Genomic DNA, 17,408 nt, shown 5'->3' on the forward strand with positions numbered 1-17,408 from the left:
TTCGGTTAGAAACAAGGAGAGCGAAATCAGGCAGGGAAAAGGAAGCGCGACGGAAAAGGCCGCGCTTCGATATGTCACTACTTGGCAGCAGCGGTACGCCATTGTTTGATGTAATCGAGGCGTTTTTTCTGTTGCAAATATTCCAGCAGAGTCTCATCCACCGGGATAGGCTTGAGCGCATTGCCCAGCATTTTGGTCATACCGTCAATATCGTTTTTGCCTTCGATATCGTTACGGATGGACGGGATATCAGCCTGATTAGCCAGAATGCTTTGCCCTTTCTCAGACAGCACATAATCCAGCCACAGTTTGGCCGCGTTGCTGTTTTTCGATTCCTGACTGATGAAGGAAACGCGGGAAAGTACCAGGGTGTAATCCTTCGGATAGGAAATCCCCAATGACGGGTCGGTTTTAGCACGGGCTTCGGCGTAGGAACCCAAAATATTAAAGCCGATGAGGTTTTCGCCGGAAGAGACGCGTTCCATCATGGTGCCGGTAGAGGACTGCACCGCTAAGCCGCCTTTGGCCACATCAGCCAGCGTTTTGAAATAATTCGGATCAGCTTTGAAATCCTGCACGGACAACATAAAACCGAGGCCGGATTTCTCAATGTCGTAAGTAGTCACTTTTTTGTTGAATTTTTCGGTCTGGCTGGCGATGAGTTTTGCCAGTGCCGCATGGGAATCGGGAACATCACCGGCCGGGATCAGACGTTTGTTATAGATAAATACCACAGGCTCATATGTCGTGCCGTAGGCTTTGTCTTTCCACACCGCCCATTTTGGCAGCTGGCCCTGTTCGGGGGATTTATACTCCTGCGCGTAGTCGGTCGCCAGTTTCAATGCGGTGTCCATTGAAGAGCTCCACACCACGTCGCCGCTGGTGCCGCCCGCTGCCTGTTCGCTGATGTAACGGTTGTACAGTTCGGTACTGTTCATGTCGTTATATTCAACTTTGATACCCGGATATGTCGCCTCGAAACCCTGAATCAGCGGACCGGCCGCTTTGGTATCTGTGGTGGAATAAACCACCACTTTGCCTTCTTTGGTCGCCGCATCGACGATTTTCTGATAGTCGGCCGGGTAGCCCTGAGGTAATGCAGACATTGCAGAGGAAGACATCATCACAGCCGCAGCAATCAGAGAGAATCGTAATTTGTTGGTCATTATTGTTAACCTCTAGTTACATTTGGGAAACTAAAAATCAACATAGCGCATAACATCTGACAGGCAATGGGGTAATTTTTTTATCTTCCCGATTTGTGAGTCGGGGCGTTTTTTAGGTAATTAACACCATAAAAACCACAGCTAAAACGCAAAACAGGCCACCTGAATGACCTGTTTTAGCTGTCTCTAAACGACGTTTATTTAAAATATCCGGCGGTATCGATATCCGTGAGTAAATCCTGCTGTTCAGGCTTCCAGCCCAGAACATCGCGGGTGATCTGACTGGAAGTCGGATTGTTAAGCGAGGCAAAGTGGGTAAACCAGCCAAAATGTGCAGCGGCCTCTTGCGCATTTTTACTGACTACCGGCAGATTCAGATGTTTGCCAATCATTGTGGCGATCTCACGAAATGGCACGCCTTCTTCTGCGCTGGCGTGATAAATGGCATTCTGTGCACCTTTCTCCAGCGCCAGTACAAATACCCGTGCAGCATCAAAACGGTGAACCGCAGGCCAGCAGTTTTCGCCATCACCGGGATACGCCGATTCCCCCTTTTCCCTCGCCATCGCAATAATCAGCGGTACAAAGCCATGATCACCCTCGCCATGCACCGACGGCGGGAGACGAACCAGAGACACCCGCACGCCCTGCTCAGCCAGCTTAGCGACAGCAAGATCGGACGCCACACGGAAATTTTGCCCGTGTGGATCCGCTAAATCGTTTTCAGTCACCAGACGTCCTGTGTTCACCCGCGCGGTCGCGGTGCCGGAGGTGACGATCAACGGTTTATTTGTTCCCTTCAGCGCAGCACCTAAGACGCCAATCGCCTGCCGGTCTTTTTCGCAGTTCTCCTCAAACCTGGAGAAATCATGGATAAACGCCATATGGATCACGCCATCGGCCTGCTCCGCGCCGGATGTAAGACTTTCCGGATCTTCAATACTGCCGCGATGCACACCCGCCCCCACGTCGGTCAGCGCCTGTGCCGCCGCATCCGAGCGGGCCAGTCCCAGCACCTGATGACCGGCGCGCAGCAATTCCTGCACCACCGCAGAACCGACAAAACCTGTTGCACCTGTCACGAATACACGCATTTCGAATTCCCCTGTTATTGGCCATTCAGTTGTGGCTGAAAATAAGCATGTTTTACGTGACAAAATATAGGCGCTGGAGAAAAGACGATCTATGCGCTAATGTCCGCATTATCTTTGCAATCGTCCGGAGTGGTTGGTGGATCCTCTTTCTGATGTGTTAGCGCTGCTGAAGCCACGCAGTTATATGTCCAAAGGTTTTGAAGCCGGAGGGGCCTGGTCGGTGCAATTCCCCGAGCATTATCAGTCGATTAAATGTAACGCGATCATTACCGGCGAGTGCTGGCTGGCAGTCGATTCGGTGCCCGGTGCGGTGCATCTCAGAGCCGGTGACTGCTTTGTCTTACCCAGCGGCCGCCCGTTCCGGCTGGCCAGCGATCTGAACATTCAGCCGGTCGATGCCGGGCATATTTTCCAACAGTCACAGGATGGCGGGACCGTTTCCTGCAACGGCGGCCACGATTTCTTCCTCACCGGCAGCCGGTTTGCGGTCAGTGGCCCTGACGCCACCACGTTGCTGGCGATGTTACCGCCGGTAGTGCATATCTCGAAAGAATCCGATAAAGAAAGTTTGCGCTGGGCGGTTGAACGGATGATGCAGGAATTGCGTGACCCGCGGCCGGGCGGGTTGCTTATCGCTCAGCATATGGCACATATGATGCTGGTGCAGGCGTTACGGATGTACGTGGATAATGCAGCGGAAGGTGAAGGCAGCGGCTGGTTTGCCGCCCTGGCCGATAAGAAGTTATCCAGGGCGCTGAATGCCATGCATGAAAACCCGGCGCAGCGCTGGACGGTGCAGACGCTGGCGGAACGTGCAGGTATGTCGCGTTCGGTGTTCTCACAGAAATTTAAACTGGCCGTAGGCAGCGCGCCGCTGGAATACCTTACGCGCTGGCGGATGTTACTGGCCGGAGACCGGCTGGCGAACAGTAAAGAACCGGTGTCCGCTGTGGCGCTGTCGCTCGGTTACGAATCTGAAAGCGCCTTCAGCACCGCGTTTAAGCGTACGCTGGGATGCTCACCCCGGCAGTACAGCCAGCGGGAAACGGGCTGACTGAAAACAGAAATGTTGAAAAGGCATGAATTTCAGGCACAAAAAAAGCCGCTAATGGCTTAGCAGCTTTATCGTGTTGTTTATGGCGGAGGAGGAGAGATTCGAACTCTCGAATGGTTTCCCATCGCCGGTTTTCAAGACCGGTGCCTTCAGCCGCTCGGCCACCCCTCCGTAAACAACAAGTACTTTACGACTTCAGTCGTTCAGTACGGGGCGTAGTATACAAGACCGGAAAAAAGATGCAAACATTATTTTCAGTCTAGTTTGTTGATTTTATGAGCATTTAAATCATATGCACAAAGTCGTGCATAAATGACAGACACAAAAAAAGCCGCTAATGACTTAGCAGCTTTCTTGTGTTGTTTATGGCGGAGGAGGAGAGATTCGAACTCTCGAATGGTTTCCCATCGCCGGTTTTCAAGACCGGTGCCTTCAGCCGCTCGGCCACCCCTCCGCAACGAAGCGAACTATAAACAGTGCCGATCCGCTTGTAAAGCCTGATGCTGTCCGATTGCCTGAAAAACAGGCATTCAGTTCGCAAACGGCGATTTAAGCATCGTTTCGGTGACTTTGACGTCCGGATGCCGCACCCTGCCCGCGCTGAACAGGTAAAGAAGGGTAAAACGTCTTTAATGACACACCGCAACTCCTTACACTGCAACCTGTTTGTATTTTCACCGACTCCAACTTTTTGTTAAGAGTGAGAATTCTATTATGGACCGTATGGATCGTATCGTTGCCTCTTCGTCATCACGCGCTGGCTCGTTGCTAAGTACGCACCGGGTGCTGCGTAATACTTATTTCCTGTTAGCACTGACCCTCGGCGTTTCAGCAATCACTGCGACGGCAAGTACGGTTCTGAGATTGCCGTCTCCCGGTTTTCTGCTGACCATCGTTGGCTTCTATGGCCTGATGTTCCTGACCTACCGCACGGCTAACAGTCCTGCGGGGATTTTGTCTGCCTTCGCACTGACCGGCTTTATGGGTTACACGCTGGGGCCGTTACTGAGCTCGCTGCTTTCAGCCGGTGCCGGTGACATTATTATGCTGGCCCTGGGCGGCACTGCCCTGGTGTTCTTCTGCTGTTCAGCCTACGTGCTGACCACGCGCAAAGACATGTCGTTCCTGTCCGGTATGATGATGGCGGGTTTTGTGGTGCTGCTGGTGGCGGTAATCGCTAACCTGTTCCTGCAAATTCCGGCGCTGTCGCTGGCGATCAGCTGCCTGTTTATTTTGTTCTCCGCAGGGGCAATTTTATGGGAAACCAGCAATATTATTCAGGGTGGCGAAACCAACTATATTCGTGCGACCGTCAGCCTGTATGTCTCGCTGTACAACATATTTGTCAGCCTGTTAAGCATTCTGGGCATGTCATCGCGTAACTGATAATGCCTGTTGTGAAGGGAAGCCCCGCCGAGTGCGGGGCTTTTTATTTTGTCTGACCGGTGTTTTTGTTAAACTGGCCGCCGCATTTTTACAGGCTGAGGTTATATGCTGGAGTTTGAAGGTCAGGTTATTGAAACCGACGCTCAGGGTTACCTGAAAAACAGTCATGAGTGGCAGGAAGGTATGGCGCCACTGCTGGCGGAAGAAGAGGGGATAGTTCTGACTGATGCTCACTGGGAAGTGGTGCGGTTTGTGCGCGAATTTTACCTCGAATTCAACACGTCTCCTGCCGTGCGCATGCTGGTAAAAGCAATGGCGCAAAAATACGGCGAAGAAAAAGGCAACAGCCGCTATCTGTTCCGGCTGTTCCCTAAAGGTCCGGCCAAACAGGCCACGAAAATTGCGGGCCTGCCAAAACCGGTGAAGTGCCTGTGAAAAATTTCAGTATTTGATTTTAAAATCGCTGTAATTGCCAGGCGCGGTCGGCTCGCTAAGCACGCGATCAACGCGTGCATGTTTCGGTCCGCCCTGCTTCAGCCAGGCTAAAAGCTGATCCACTTTCTCCTGTTCCCCGCATGCCACCACTTCGACGCTGCCATCCTCAAGATTTTTTGCGTAACCGGTAAGACCTAAACCCGTGGCCTGGTGTTGAGTCGCAAAACGAAAACCGACGCCCTGCACCATGCCGTATACATAGGCGGCTATACTGACTGTTGCCATAATATTCTCTCCGTTAGCGGTATGGTTCGTTGCAATTTGACCTGCATGACCGGACAATGTCGCTCTTTTTTGTCTCCGAACTGACAGAACCTAATTTTATGACTGCACGTTTAATGCTGGCCAAAGGCCGTGAAAAATCACTTCTTCGTCGCCACCCGTGGGTGTTTTCCGGCGCTGTTTCGCGCATCGAAGGTAAAGCCCATTCCGGCGAGACTATAGATATTGTAGACAGTCAGGGAAAATGGCTGGCGCGTGGCGCCTATTCGCCGTCCTCGCAGATCCGTGCGCGCGTCTGGACATTCAAACAAGATGAAGACATTGATATTGAGTTCTTCATCCACCGTTTACAGCAGGCACAGCGCTGGCGCGATTATATTGCACAACGTGACGGACTGGACGGATACCGCCTGATTGCCGGCGAATCCGATGGCCTGCCCGGCATCACTATCGACCGTTTCCAGAACTTTCTTGTGCTGCAATTGCTGTCAGCCGGTGCAGAATATCAGCGTGCCCCGCTGATTGCTGCACTGCAACATTGCTATCCGCAATGCGCTATCTGGGATCGTTCCGACGTCGCCGTGCGTAAAAAAGAAGGTCTGGAACTGGCTCAGGGACATGTATTGGGCGAAGAGCCTCCTGCCCTGCTGCCGATTCAGGAGCACGGTATGAGCCTGCTGGTGGATATTAAAGAAGGCCACAAAACAGGCTTCTATCTTGACCAGCGTGACAGCCGTCTTGCCGCACGCAATTATGCCGCCGGTCGTAACGTTCTGAACTGCTTCTCTTACACCGGCGCTTTTGCGGTGTCTGCGCTGATGGGCGGCTGTACCAAAGTCACCAACGTGGATACCTCTCAGGCGGCGCTCGATGTGGCCCGTCAGAACGTTGAACTGAACAAACTGGATCTGTCGAAAGCAGAGTTCGTGCGCGAAGATGTCTTCCAGTTGCTGCGCAAATACCGCACCGAAGGCCAGCAGTTCGACATGATCGTGATGGATCCGCCAAAATTCGTTGAGAACAAAAACCAGCTGGCCAGCGCCTGTCGCGGTTACAAAGATATTAATATGCTGGCGCTGCAACTGCTGCGTCCGGGCGGTATTCTGCTGAGTTTCTCCTGTTCAGGTTTATTGCCAACAGATTTATTCCAGAAAATTCTGGCTGATGCTGCGCTGGACGCTGGTCGTGAGATCCAGTTCGTCGAGCAGTTCCGTCAGGCAGCCGACCATCCGGTTACTGGCGCTTACCCTGAAGGGCTATATCTGAAAGGGTTCGCCTGTCTGGTAATAAACTGACAAAATAAGCGCGGTGTGCTGTTGTGACGGCATGCCAGCGAATTTTAAGCAGATTACGTGGTCAAAACTTGAAATAGCCCGTTTTATCTCCATATAGGGATTAATGAATTATTTTGGGAGGTCACTATGATTGCCAGTAAATACGGTATCGGACAACAGGTCCGGCACAGGCTGTTAGGTTATCTGGGCGTGGTCATTGATGTTGATGCCGAATATTCGCTCGATAAGCCTGAGGTTGATGAGGTTGCTGCTAATGAATCAATGCGTACCGCTCCCTGGTACCATGTTGTCATGGAAGATGAAGAAGGCCAGCCGGTTCATACCTATCTGGCTGAAATTCAGATCGATCATGAAATAGCCCGCTCCCATCCGGAACAAGCCTCGCTGGATGAGCTGGCGGCGTCAATCCGCCACCAGTTACAGGCCCCGCGTCTGCGTAACTAAAACGTTGGCCTTCTCCTGACGAAATGAAAAATAAAAACCGGCGCCAGTAGCCGGTTTTTTTACAGGCAGGATCCACAGAAGGTCACTTTTCCATGCCCAGACGCTGGAGCTCAATTTTAGGACAACGATCCATGACCACTTTCAGCCCGGCTTCTTTTGCCAGCACAGCGGCCTGTTCATTAATGACGCCCAGCTGCAACCACAACACTTTCGCTTTAATCGCGATCGCTTCCTGCGCGACGCCATAAGCAGCATCAGCATTACGGAACACATCCACCATATCTACCGGATGAGGGATTTCTGCCAGCGAACCATAAGCTTTCTGACCCAGCAGCGCCTGCCCTGCCAGTTTCGGGCTGACCGGGATCACCTCAAAGCCCTGAGAAAGCAAATATGCCATGACGCCGTAGCTTGGACGTCCGGGATTATCACTGGCACCCACGAGCGCGATGGTTTTCACTTCTTCAAGAATCTTGCGAATATCGTTGTCTTGCATGGGTTTATCTCCTTTGGCCTGTCTGCATTAAGTGTAACGCAGCCTGACCATTCCGACAGCCCCGGCGAGAAAAAGAAACGCGAGCAAGATCATCTCAGAGGGAAATTAAAACATTTTGTAAAACTTTGACACACAATCGTCATTCCTGAATAATAGAGAGTGAACAACGTTGTGTCTGAGGAGAGAAGAATGAAAATCTGTCATGCGCTGGTCGCATTAGCGAGTCTCAGCCTGATGGTGTCAGCTTCGGCGACCTCCCTTAAATTATCCCCTGATGTCGATGTTCTGGTGATTGATGGCAAACAGATGTCAGGCGCAATCCTTAAAGGCGCGGACAGCCTGGAACTGGATGGCGGTCAGCATCAGATTCTGTTTCAGGTCAGCAAAAATGTCAGTTCCGTCGCTCAACAGGTGCCGGTAACCTACCATTCGCCTGCGCTTATCGTCACTTTCAATGCTAAACGTAATCGTTCCGTTTCTTTCGTGTTGCCAAAACTGAGCAACGACAGTGAAACGGCACAATTTAGCCAGCAGATGAATTATCAGCTCGTTGATGAACAAGGCCGTCAGATACCCACGCAACGTGACATCCTCAATAGGTTTAATCCCGGACATTCCGCAGACGCTGAAAAATTGATGATAACCTACAATTTGTCGGGCGCACGTGCAGCAGTTCCCTCATTCGCCAAAGGTATTACAGAGAAAAAAACGGCGTTATCCACCGACGCAACGTCTCAAATTTCTCTCGTTTATCTTCATCCGTTGTGGACACGTCTGGCCGCGAATGCAGGCTTTGAGCGGTTGTTATTCTGGTTAAGACTACCGGATAATCAGGAACGGGCGTCATAACGTAATCTGCATCACGCATTCCCTCTTCTTCACGCCGAATTATCCCGCCTGAGCTATGCAGTAAAACGGAGTTTCAGTATTCTGTGATCCACTTTTACTTTCGCGTTGAAGGGAATTAGATGGAATACACTACCCGCACGATTGCAAAACAAAAACATATTGCTCTGGTGGCGCATGACCACTGCAAAAGCACCCTGCTGAAATGGGTTGATAAAAACGTTGCGGAACTTTCGCAGCATATTCTCTATGCCACCGGCACGACCGGCAATCTGGTTCAGCGTAATACGGGGATTGATGTCAAAAGCATGCTGAGCGGCCCGATGGGCGGCGATCAACAAGTAGGTGCGCTGATTGCCGAAGGCAAAATTGATATGCTGATTTTCCTCTGGGATCCACTCAATGCTGTTCCGCATGATCCGGATGTGAAAGCCCTGCTGCGCCTGGCGACCGTGTGGAATATTCCGGTGGCAACCAATCTGTCCACGGCTGACTTCCTGATCCAGTCCCCGCTGTTCCGGTCTGAAGTCGATATCACTATTCCAGATTATCAGCGTTATCTGTGGTCACGCCTGAAAGAATAACGCTTCAGGTGGCTGATTTTTTCGTTAAAAAACCCGGCAATGGCCGGGTTTTTCTGTATATGAATTACGGTTTTCGCTGGACCGGCACGCCGATATCTTCGAGCTGTTCGACAAAAACAGAAGGACGTTCTTTATCCTGCAGTAACCAGACCTGATGCTTAGCACGCGTCATCGCCACATACAATAAACGCCGCTCCTCTGCATCCGGGAAATTTTCAGGTTCAGGCAATAATACCTCTTCCAGTAAAGATTCTCGTGCGGGCGCTGGGAAACCGTCATTGCCTTCGTGCAATCCGACGATAATGACGTATTCAGCCTGTTGTCCTTTACTGGCGTGAATCGTCATAAAATCAAGATTAAGCTTTGGCCAGCGGGTCGCGGCTTTCTCCAGAATTTGCGGGCGAAGATGATGATAACGCGCCAGCACCAGAATCTGTTCATCGGCGGTGACATAACCGCTGAGTTTATCCAGCAATTTCTCCATCTGATCCTCAGGCAGGATCACGACATTCTTCTTGTTGCCTTTGGTCAGACTGTTCAGCGGCTTCTTCAGCTGATTAGGGTTTTGCTGCACAAACTTATTGGCGATTTCACCGATGCGATCATTGAACCGGTAAGTGGTGTCCAGCGCACATTGCGCTCCTTCACCAAAATTGTCCGCAAACGCCGTGGTCAGCGTCAGTTCAGCACCGCTGAAACGGTAAATCGCCTGCCAGTCGTCCCCCACGGCAAACAAACTGGTACGCTTGTTAAGTTTACGCAAGGCAGAGAGCAGCAGAGCACGTTGAGGAGATATGTCCTGGAATTCATCAACCAGAATATGCTTCCACGGACTGACAAAACGCCCTTTATCCAGAATATTGACCGCCTGATGGATAAGCCCCGAAAAATCCACTGCGCCCTCTTCTTTCAGCGCGGTTTTCCAGGCTTTCATCAGCGGCGCCATCAGGCGAATGCGCCTGGTGAACAGGTCTTTGACTTCCTCTGGTGCGCTTTCGATCATTTCAGCCTGACTGCCACCGTGCATACGCATCAGGCTCAGCCAGCGCTCAAGGCGACTTGCGAGACGCTCCGCCAGAGATTTATTTTTCCAGTAATCACCGTCAGGAACCGTCCACTGCAGTTCATCGGTCATCCATTGCCGCCAGCCGCTGGCCTGCACTTTTTTCTCTGCGCACTGCTGTTGCCATGTCTTAATCAGTAAGCTACGCCGGGCTTTCGGGTCGGTTTCAAGTTTACTGATTTTGGGCGTTTTCTTACTTCCTTCCTGGATAATCTGCAAAGCAAGCGCATGGAACGTCTTCGCCTTGATGCCTTCAGTATGCAGACGCTCTTTAATACGCCCGTTCATTTCATCCGCCGCCTGACGACCGAAAGCCAACAATAAAATTTGTTCAGGCTGCGCTTCCTGACGGCGCAACAACCAGCCAGCACGCGCTACCAGCACCGACGTTTTACCACTGCCCGCCCCGGCCAGTACCAGCACCGCATCTTCACCGTTCACCACTGCGCGGCACTGGCTGTCATTGAGCGGCGACACTTCAACGGTATCAAAAAAGTCACGGTTATCAGCAATCACTCTGTCCGTCCATGCCAGATTACGCTGGTCGACACTGCGTTTACCCTGCTCAAGCCAGCGCAGACAGATCTGATAGTCTTCCCGACAGTTATCAAATTCAGTAAGACGTTCAACAGGCACCGGAATGGCAGAAAATGCTTCAGCAATGTCTTTTTGCACATCAGCCAGGTCAACACGTTTGAACCATTTGTCTTGCTGTTCAATCTGCGTAATTTTTTTAACCTGCTCGTGCAATACCCCGGCGCTGACCTCGCTCATCTCAAGGCTCCAGGTTTGCCATATATTGAGAAGGTAATGATAAAACCGCTGTGTTTCCTGCCATTCAGTGCCGTGTAACCGGACCACTTTCTGCTCCGGTAATTCAAATTCGAGCTCTCCCCAGACGATGCCGCGTTTGCAACGGATGCGGATAAGCTGGTTAAAAGGGATCAGGTAATGATGCTTATCGCCGCTGACTTCCACGCCTGCATTAAGCAGTCGCACCCGGTTATAAGGATGCTGTGCCAGATGTTTCCCGAATGAGGTCGATTTCAATTCCATATCATCACACCGTGTTCTCTCTTTAATTCCTGATATCTTACATGCAAGCGCATTTAAGAGTTTACCTTTGATAAGCGCAGGCGATCCATACTGCAAAACAGAGTAGAATAAGAGGTGTGTTTACATTAAGTGAACATGAAATTTATCAGTTTTTTAATTTCTGCAGGAAGAGTTGCCATGCGTACTGTGCTCAATATTCTTAACTTTTTTTTAGGTGGTTTTTTCACCACGCTTTCATGGCTGCTTGCTACGCTGGTCAGTATTGTGCTGATTTTTACCCTGCCACTGACCCGATCTTGCTGGGAAATCACCCGTCTTTCATTGCTGCCCTTTGGCAATGAAGCCGTGCATGTCGATGAACTGTATCCGGAAAAACGTAACGTGTTGCTGTCCGGCGGGGGTACCCTGTTGAATATCTTCTGGTTTATATTTTTCGGCTGGTGGTTATGCGTGTCGCATATCGTTGTCGGTATTGCGCAATGTATCAGCATAATTGGTATTCCGGTGGGCATTGCAAACTTTAAAATCGCTGCCATTGCACTCTGGCCGGTAGGACGCCGGGTCGTTTCCGTCGAACTGGCAAAACAGGTTCGTGAAGCGAATTCAAGCCGTCTGAGAGAAAACGGACGCATCCGCTGATTGTGATGTTTCATCATTTTTGAATTTTAAGGTGGGGTTTTTTCGTGCTTTCTATTGCACCGGGTTTACGGCGTTATGCCTATAACAGCAATGTTCTTTATCACATCAGGATTTTCATTGCGTTGACTGGCGCTGCAGCATTGCCGTGGTGGTTGGGTCAGATCACGCTGACAATTCCCCTGACACTCGGCGTGGTTGCAGCGGCTCTTGCCGACCTTGATGATCGTCTCGCCGGCCGTCTGCGCAATTTGCTGATTACCCTTATCTGTTTTTTCATTGCCTCAGCATCAATAGAATTACTTTTCCCTTATCCATGGCTTTTTGCACCAGGGTTGATGATTTCAACCTGTGGATTCATCCTGCTGGGCGCACTGGGTCAGCGGTATGCCACCATTGCCTTCGGCGCGTTACTGATCGCCATTTATACGATGCTCGGTACCAGCATGTATCATATTTGGTATCAGCAACCGCTGATCCTGCTTGCAGGTGCCATCTGGTATAACCTGCTGACGCTGGCTGGCCATATTATTTTCCCCATCCGCCCGTTACAGGATCAGATTTCGCGTTGTTTCACGCAACTGGCGGCTTATCTTGAAGCCAAAGCCACTCTGTTTGATCCCGATCAGGAAGATAACAACCAGCAACTTGTTGAGCTGGCTATGGCCAACGGTCAGCTGGTCTCCACACTAAATCAAACGAAAAATACGCTACAGACCCGGCTGAAGGGTGATCGCGGGCAGAAAGGAACGCGCCGGACATTACATTATTATTTCGTGGTTCAGGATATTCATGAGCGTGCCAGTTCGTCTCACGTGCAATACCTCAAGCTCAGTGAACAATTCCACCACAGTGATATTCTGTTCCGCTTTCAGCGCCTGATGAGCATGCAGGCACGGGCCTGTTTACAACTGTCGCAATGTATTCTTTATCGCCAGCAATATACCCATAACAGCCAGTTTGAACGGGCGTTTTCACGGCTGGAAGAAGCACTCAAACGTCTGGAGTCTCACAACGAACACCGTGAGACGTTGCAGGCGCTGCGCCATCTTTTACGTAATCTGCATGCAATTGACGCGCAACTGGCAAATATCGAATCGGAGCAGTCTCTGCCTGAAAACCAGACCGGTAAAAGCCCGTTTGCGGAAGACCGTCTGACGGGCCTTGACGATATCTGGCTACGCATTTCCCGCCATTTCACACCGCAGTCAGTGTTATTCCGCCATGCAATCCGTATGTCTGTGGTGCTCTTTGTGGGATATGTTTTCATTCAGGTCAGCGGCTTAAATCACGGCTATTGGATTTTGCTCACCAGCCTTTTTGTCTGTCAGCCAAACTACAGTGCGACCCGCCGGAGATTAGCGCTGAGAATAATCGGCACGCTGGCCGGCATTGCACTCGGGATCCCTATCCTCTATTTCGTTCCCTCCGTTGACGGGCAAATGATTCTGATCGTCATCAGCGGATTATTGTTCTTTGCGTTCCGCACAGTGCAGTACGCGCAGGCCACGATGTTCATCACCCTTTTGGTGTTGTTATGCTTTAATTTGCTGGGCGAAGGATTTGAAATCGCTATCCCGCGAATTATCGATACATTGATTGGTTGCGGTATCGCCTGGGCGGCAGTGACCTTTATATGGCCCGACTGGAAATTCAGACAACTGGATAAGGTGGTCAGCAAAACGTTCGATGCTAACTGCCGTTACCTTGATGCCATTCTGGTGCAATACCATCAGGGGAAAGACAACAGTCTCGACTACCGTCTGGCTCGTCGTGATGCGCATAATTGCGATGCCGAACTGGCATCTGTTGTCTCGAATATGAGTTCTGAGAGGAATAACGATCCGGCGACCCTCGAAGCGGCGTTTCGCCTGTTATGTCTTAATCATACGATGCTAAGTTACATTTCAGCGCTAGGGGCCCATCGCGAGAAACTCAATGATGCGGAAACCCTGAGGTTGCTGGATGATGCAGTATGCTGTGTTGACGGGGCCTTGCATCATCTGCCTTCTGAAGCAGAACGCATTCAAAATGCGCTCGGACAACTGACTGCACGTATTCAGTTACGAACCACTGATATCGACAGTAAAGAGCAACTCGTGCTTCAGCAAATTGGATTACTGGTGGCTCATTTGCCTGAACTCACCAGTCTTAATACTAAAATCCTGCCGGTACAGAATCAGCTCTAGCTGCAGACAACGTAAGCAAATTTAGTGAATCGCCCTTGATAGCTGCTCTTGGTGATGGTTAAACCAGTGAGTTAATAACTCCCTGGATGCCATCGGCAAGGCGGCTTCATGAAAGCCCAAAATTGCCCCTTCCAATGCCATCAGTAAGTTAATCCCGAGATTCTTTTTTTTAATGGCACACAGTTTGAGATAGGTATGGCAGGCCCCCTGTAACCGCAAATCCCCCGAGTTTTCAATGCCGACTTGCCAGAGCATCCTTTCCAGCGCCAGCGAGAGATTGGGTAAATCTTTCAGGCGGGCGGCTTCGCTGTTTTTTTTCAACTCGATATCCCGCAGCATGCCTTGCAACGATAATCTGCCCAGCTCGCATAGCGCCTGAGGGTCACTCCATTGCCGGGCATTCACTTTGAAATAACGCAGCTGCACATCCATGCCCCGCTTGCGGTAGATCAGCCTCTCCATCTTCTTGCGGCAAAAATGCACTTCAGTTTCGCCGGTCGCTCGCAGATAGAGTTCACCATCAGAGACAAGGGCGAACATGACGCGGTCAGCGGACAAGCTCATCCCTCCAAACTGGGTGCGGGAACGAATATTGCCCAATGGGGCAAAAATTTCCAGACACTCAATCACTTTTTTTTTTTGATTTGTTTATCATTGCGTTATCCTTTTCACGTTAATTCCTTGCTTCCATTTTGAGTTACCAAAACAGCTAAAAGCAAAATACGCAATCTTATGTACCGCAACAAACATAAAATGTCGTTACAGCCCGTTGCCTTCAAAATTTGCGAGATATCTTGGAAAAATTGGGTTGATCTTTGCTCACCGCCAGAGTACTGTACATGCATACAGTAACTCACTGGGATACATCCTTATGCGAACTCAACACCGTACAAATCATCATTTTAGTCAGCTTGCTTTGCCCGTCACTCCGTCACAGGTAAATACGTCTGCATCTCTGAATAATGGTCTGATCACTGAGTTCGTCTATAGTGCGAGCCAACCAGCTTTTGCACAGTTACTGCTGCCCTTACTGCAACACTTAGGTATGCAGTCCCGCTGGTTGTTATGGCTCACACCTCAGCAAAAACTGAGCCGCCATTGGTTAACGCAGTCTGGCCTGCCGGTGGATAAAATGGTGCAAGTCAATCAAATTACGGCAATGTCGACGGTAGATGCGATGGAGAAAGCATTGCAGACGGGAAACTACAGTGTCGTGTTGGGATGGCTTCCGGATTTGAATGATGCTGAGAGGGAAAGGTTGCAAATTGCAGCCCGTCAGGGAGGGGCTTATGGCTTCATAATGAAACCCACAAATGAGCAGAATTCACCTTGTGGACATCATTCGACAGTAAAAATTCACTCTTCCGTATACCATTAGTTCAAAATAGGAATCTTCCTATGAAAATAATGCGGAACTTAGTGATTTGTGCTGAATAATGGCGGCAAGCCAGTAAAAACGGGCTTCCAGAATGCAGATAATTGCCAGAATTTGTCAGTAAATTGCCAAAGCCGTTAAGAAATATGTCCGTTTTTCCCTTTTTTTCCACGGTGTTAACACATCAAGCTTGTAAGTTTCGCGCCACGTTGTAGACTTTACAACGCCAAGGTTGCTCGATAATGCCAACGTAAAGTGGCAAGTTCTGAAATGAAGCAATAATCTTGGCGTAAGGATTTTAACCAAGGGCTTAAAAAGCTTAAAGCTCAATTGCCTATTTGGATGATAACGAGGCGCAAAATGAAAAAGACAGCTATCGCATTAGCAGTGGCACTGGCAGGTTTCGCTACCGTAGCGCAAGCCGCCCCTAAAGATAACACCTGGTATACCGGTGGTAAATTGGGCTGGTCCCAATACCATGACACTGGTTTCGCAAATGCTTACAACGGTATCGGCAACGGCCCTACCCACGATAGCCAACTGGGTGCAGGTGCGTTCTTGGGTTACCAAGCAAACCAATACCTGGGCTTTGAAATGGGATATGACTGGCTTGGCCGTATGCCTTACAAAGGCAGCGTAAATAACGGCGCGTTCAAAGCACAAGGCGTTCAGCTGGCTGCTAAACTGAGCTACCCGCTGACTGACGATCTGGACCTGTACACCCGTCTGGGTGGTATGGTTTGGCGTGCAGACGCTAATGGTAACTTCAACAACGGTGCTAATGGTCGCGTAAGTGATCATGACACAGGTGTTTCTCCATTGGCAGCCGTGGGCCTTGAATACGCAGTAACCAAAAACTGGGCTACCCGTCTGGATTACCAGTGGGTTAACAACATTGGTGACGCGGCTACCGTTGGTGCACGTCCTGATAACGCAATGCTGTCTGTTGGTGTTTCTTACCGTTTCGGTCAAGATGAAGCAGCTGCTCCAGTTGTTGCTCCAGCACCAGCTCCGGCTCCAGTTGTAGAGACTAAGAAATTCACTCTGAAATCTGACGTTCTCTTCAACTTCAACAAAGCGACTCTGAAACCAGAAGGCCAACAGGCTCTGGATCAGCTGTACAGCCAGTTGAGCTCCATCGATCCTAAAGACGGTTCTGTTATCGTTCTGGGTTACACCGACCGTATCGGTTCAGAACAATACAACCAGAAACTGTCTGAGCAACGTGCTCAGAGCGTAGTAGATTACCTGGTATCTAAAGGTATCCCTGCTAACAAGATCTCTGCACAAGGCCAGGGTAAATCTAACCCGGTTACTGGTTCTACCTGTGACACCGTTAAAGGCCGTGCTGCTCTGATCGACTGCCTGGCACCAGACCGTCGTGTAGAAATCGAAGTTAAAGGCTACAAAGATACTGTTACTCAGCCACAGGCTTAATAACACTCTTTAGCTTTACTACAGATACTGAAAACCCCGCTTTGGCGGGGTTTTTTTATGTCTTCAGTCAGGCAAAACAGATGACTCACTGAGGCACGAAACCAAATTTATCCGAAATCTTTCTTGCCAAGGATTTGTTCTAAATCTTCTTTCAGTGAAGACATCTGATTCGCATATTTCTCTTTACGCTCAGCATCTTCAAGAAGCTGAATGATAGTGTCAGAAAGTGTTGCACCACGGCGTTGCGCCAGTCCCGCTAAACGCTGCCAGACGAGAAATTCTAAATCGATGGATTTTTTACGCGTGTGCTGATGCTCGGCATTGAAATGCCGCTTACGGCGGGCACGGATAGTTTGCTTAAGACGGTTTTCCAAAGCCGGGTGCATATTATTCACAATCCAGTCGGATACTTTGACCGGCTCGTTTTCCAGGCTGAGAAGTTGATTCACGGATTCCTGGGCAGCGCTGTTTTCCAAATGGCGGGTGATCCGCTCACCTTCGCGGTGTTTTTTCACCAGGTACTTCCATTTCCAACCGCTTTCGAGATTTTCCAGTTGCTGATATTTCATC

The 17,408-nt window shown here is 50.2% G+C and carries 18 protein-coding genes and 2 tRNA genes; 11 read left to right on the forward strand and 9 right to left on the reverse strand.

Features of this window, described 5'->3' with window-relative positions:
* Positions 1 to 77: 77 nt before the first annotated feature.
* Positions 78 to 1,166 carry an ABC transporter substrate-binding protein gene (locus EVX52_RS09670; RefSeq protein ID WP_129952539.1) on the reverse strand — a complete coding sequence of 363 codons (1,089 nt, stop codon included), beginning with the start codon at positions 1,164 to 1,166 and terminating at the stop codon, positions 78 to 80.
* Between the two features lie 197 nt (positions 1,167 to 1,363).
* Entirely contained in the window at positions 1,364 to 2,260 is an 897-nt protein-coding gene (locus EVX52_RS09675) for an SDR family oxidoreductase (RefSeq protein ID WP_129991179.1), read from the reverse strand.
* 136 nt (positions 2,261 to 2,396) lie between these two features.
* On the opposite strand from EVX52_RS09675, the gene EVX52_RS09680 reads away from it, so the two are divergent.
* A complete protein-coding gene (locus tag EVX52_RS09680; protein WP_129991180.1) occupies positions 2,397 to 3,314 on the forward strand; it encodes an AraC family transcriptional regulator in 918 nt (305 codons plus the stop codon).
* 83 nt (positions 3,315 to 3,397) lie between these two features.
* On the opposite strand, the gene EVX52_RS09685 is transcribed toward EVX52_RS09680, so the two are convergent.
* Positions 3,398 to 3,485: transfer RNA gene (locus EVX52_RS09685), tRNA-Ser, on the reverse strand.
* A gap of 195 nt (positions 3,486 to 3,680) precedes the next feature.
* Positions 3,681 to 3,768 (reverse strand) — tRNA-Ser (locus EVX52_RS09690).
* A gap of 269 nt (positions 3,769 to 4,037) precedes the next feature.
* Here EVX52_RS09690 and yccA point away from each other — a divergent pair.
* Positions 4,038 to 4,700: an FtsH protease modulator YccA gene (gene yccA / locus EVX52_RS09695; RefSeq protein WP_129991272.1), complete on the forward strand. Its 663-nt coding sequence runs from the start codon at positions 4,038 to 4,040 to the stop codon at positions 4,698 to 4,700.
* A 105-nt stretch (positions 4,701 to 4,805) separates the two neighbouring features.
* The gene (tusE, locus tag EVX52_RS09700) at positions 4,806 to 5,135 is read left to right on the forward strand and encodes a sulfurtransferase TusE (protein WP_129952536.1); all 330 of its coding nucleotides are present in this window, start codon (positions 4,806 to 4,808) and stop codon (positions 5,133 to 5,135) included.
* A 6-nt stretch (positions 5,136 to 5,141) separates the two neighbouring features.
* Here tusE and yccX read toward each other — a convergent pair whose 3' ends face one another.
* Complete coding sequence (yccX, locus tag EVX52_RS09705; RefSeq protein ID WP_013574886.1) at positions 5,142 to 5,420, reverse strand: acylphosphatase; 279 nt, start codon at positions 5,418 to 5,420, stop codon at positions 5,142 to 5,144.
* 98 nt (positions 5,421 to 5,518) lie between these two features.
* Between yccX and rlmI the strand changes: the two genes are divergently transcribed.
* Both rlmI and hspQ read left to right on the forward strand, forming a co-directional pair.
* Entirely contained in the window at positions 5,519 to 6,712 is a 1,194-nt protein-coding gene (gene rlmI, locus EVX52_RS09710; protein ID WP_129952534.1) for a 23S rRNA (cytosine(1962)-C(5))-methyltransferase RlmI, read from the forward strand.
* 126 nt (positions 6,713 to 6,838) lie between these two features.
* On the forward strand, positions 6,839 to 7,156 hold the full coding sequence (gene hspQ, locus EVX52_RS09715) for a heat shock protein HspQ (RefSeq protein WP_129952533.1): 318 nt from the start codon (positions 6,839 to 6,841) through the stop codon (positions 7,154 to 7,156).
* A gap of 82 nt (positions 7,157 to 7,238) precedes the next feature.
* Here hspQ and EVX52_RS09720 read toward each other — a convergent pair whose 3' ends face one another.
* Positions 7,239 to 7,652, reverse strand: coding sequence for a CoA-binding protein (locus EVX52_RS09720; RefSeq protein WP_129991181.1), 414 nt, complete (start codon positions 7,650 to 7,652; stop codon positions 7,239 to 7,241).
* 189 nt (positions 7,653 to 7,841) lie between these two features.
* Here EVX52_RS09720 and EVX52_RS09725 point away from each other — a divergent pair, with 189 nt between their 5' ends.
* Complete coding sequence (locus EVX52_RS09725) at positions 7,842 to 8,501, forward strand: DUF2057 family protein (RefSeq protein ID WP_129952531.1); 660 nt, start codon at positions 7,842 to 7,844, stop codon at positions 8,499 to 8,501.
* Positions 8,502 to 8,620: 119 nt separating this feature from the next.
* On the forward strand, positions 8,621 to 9,082 hold the full coding sequence (locus EVX52_RS09730) for a methylglyoxal synthase (RefSeq protein WP_129952530.1): 462 nt from the start codon (positions 8,621 to 8,623) through the stop codon (positions 9,080 to 9,082).
* 64 nt (positions 9,083 to 9,146) lie between these two features.
* Here the strand turns inward: EVX52_RS09730 and helD are convergent, their stop codons facing one another.
* Positions 9,147 to 11,201: a DNA helicase IV gene (gene helD, locus EVX52_RS09735; protein WP_129952529.1), complete on the reverse strand. Its 2,055-nt coding sequence runs from the start codon at positions 11,199 to 11,201 to the stop codon at positions 9,147 to 9,149.
* Between the two features lie 177 nt (positions 11,202 to 11,378).
* On the opposite strand from helD, the gene EVX52_RS09740 reads away from it, so the two are divergent.
* Both EVX52_RS09740 and yccS read left to right on the forward strand, forming a co-directional pair.
* Positions 11,379 to 11,840, forward strand: coding sequence for a YccF domain-containing protein (locus tag EVX52_RS09740; protein ID WP_129991182.1), 462 nt, complete (start codon positions 11,379 to 11,381; stop codon positions 11,838 to 11,840).
* Between the two features lie 44 nt (positions 11,841 to 11,884).
* Entirely contained in the window at positions 11,885 to 14,026 is a 2,142-nt protein-coding gene (gene yccS / locus EVX52_RS09745) for a YccS family putative transporter (RefSeq protein WP_129952527.1), read from the forward strand.
* Positions 14,027 to 14,047: 21 nt separating this feature from the next.
* Here the strand turns inward: yccS and EVX52_RS09750 are convergent, their stop codons facing one another.
* Positions 14,048 to 14,590: a TfoX/Sxy family protein gene (locus EVX52_RS09750; protein ID WP_238485887.1), complete on the reverse strand. Its 543-nt coding sequence runs from the start codon at positions 14,588 to 14,590 to the stop codon at positions 14,048 to 14,050.
* 307 nt (positions 14,591 to 14,897) lie between these two features.
* On the opposite strand from EVX52_RS09750, the gene sulA reads away from it, so the two are divergent.
* Together sulA and ompA are read left to right on the forward strand one after the other, a co-directional pair.
* Complete coding sequence (gene sulA / locus EVX52_RS09755) at positions 14,898 to 15,404, forward strand: SOS-induced cell division inhibitor SulA (protein ID WP_129952525.1); 507 nt, start codon at positions 14,898 to 14,900, stop codon at positions 15,402 to 15,404.
* Between the two features lie 357 nt (positions 15,405 to 15,761).
* Positions 15,762 to 16,838 (forward strand): porin OmpA, encoded by a 1,077-nt coding sequence (gene ompA / locus EVX52_RS09760; protein WP_129952524.1) that lies wholly within the window; start codon positions 15,762 to 15,764, stop codon positions 16,836 to 16,838.
* A gap of 107 nt (positions 16,839 to 16,945) precedes the next feature.
* On the opposite strand, the gene matP is transcribed toward ompA, so the two are convergent.
* The gene (matP, locus tag EVX52_RS09765) at positions 16,946 to 17,407 is read right to left on the reverse strand and encodes a macrodomain Ter protein MatP (RefSeq protein WP_129952523.1); all 462 of its coding nucleotides are present in this window, start codon (positions 17,405 to 17,407) and stop codon (positions 16,946 to 16,948) included.
* Position 17,408: the final 1 nt, after the last annotated feature.

This window comes from Rahnella sp. CFA14(1/10) (assembly GCF_004195095.1).
Taxonomy (GTDB): Bacteria; Pseudomonadota; Gammaproteobacteria; order Enterobacterales; family Enterobacteriaceae; genus Rahnella; species Rahnella perminowiae.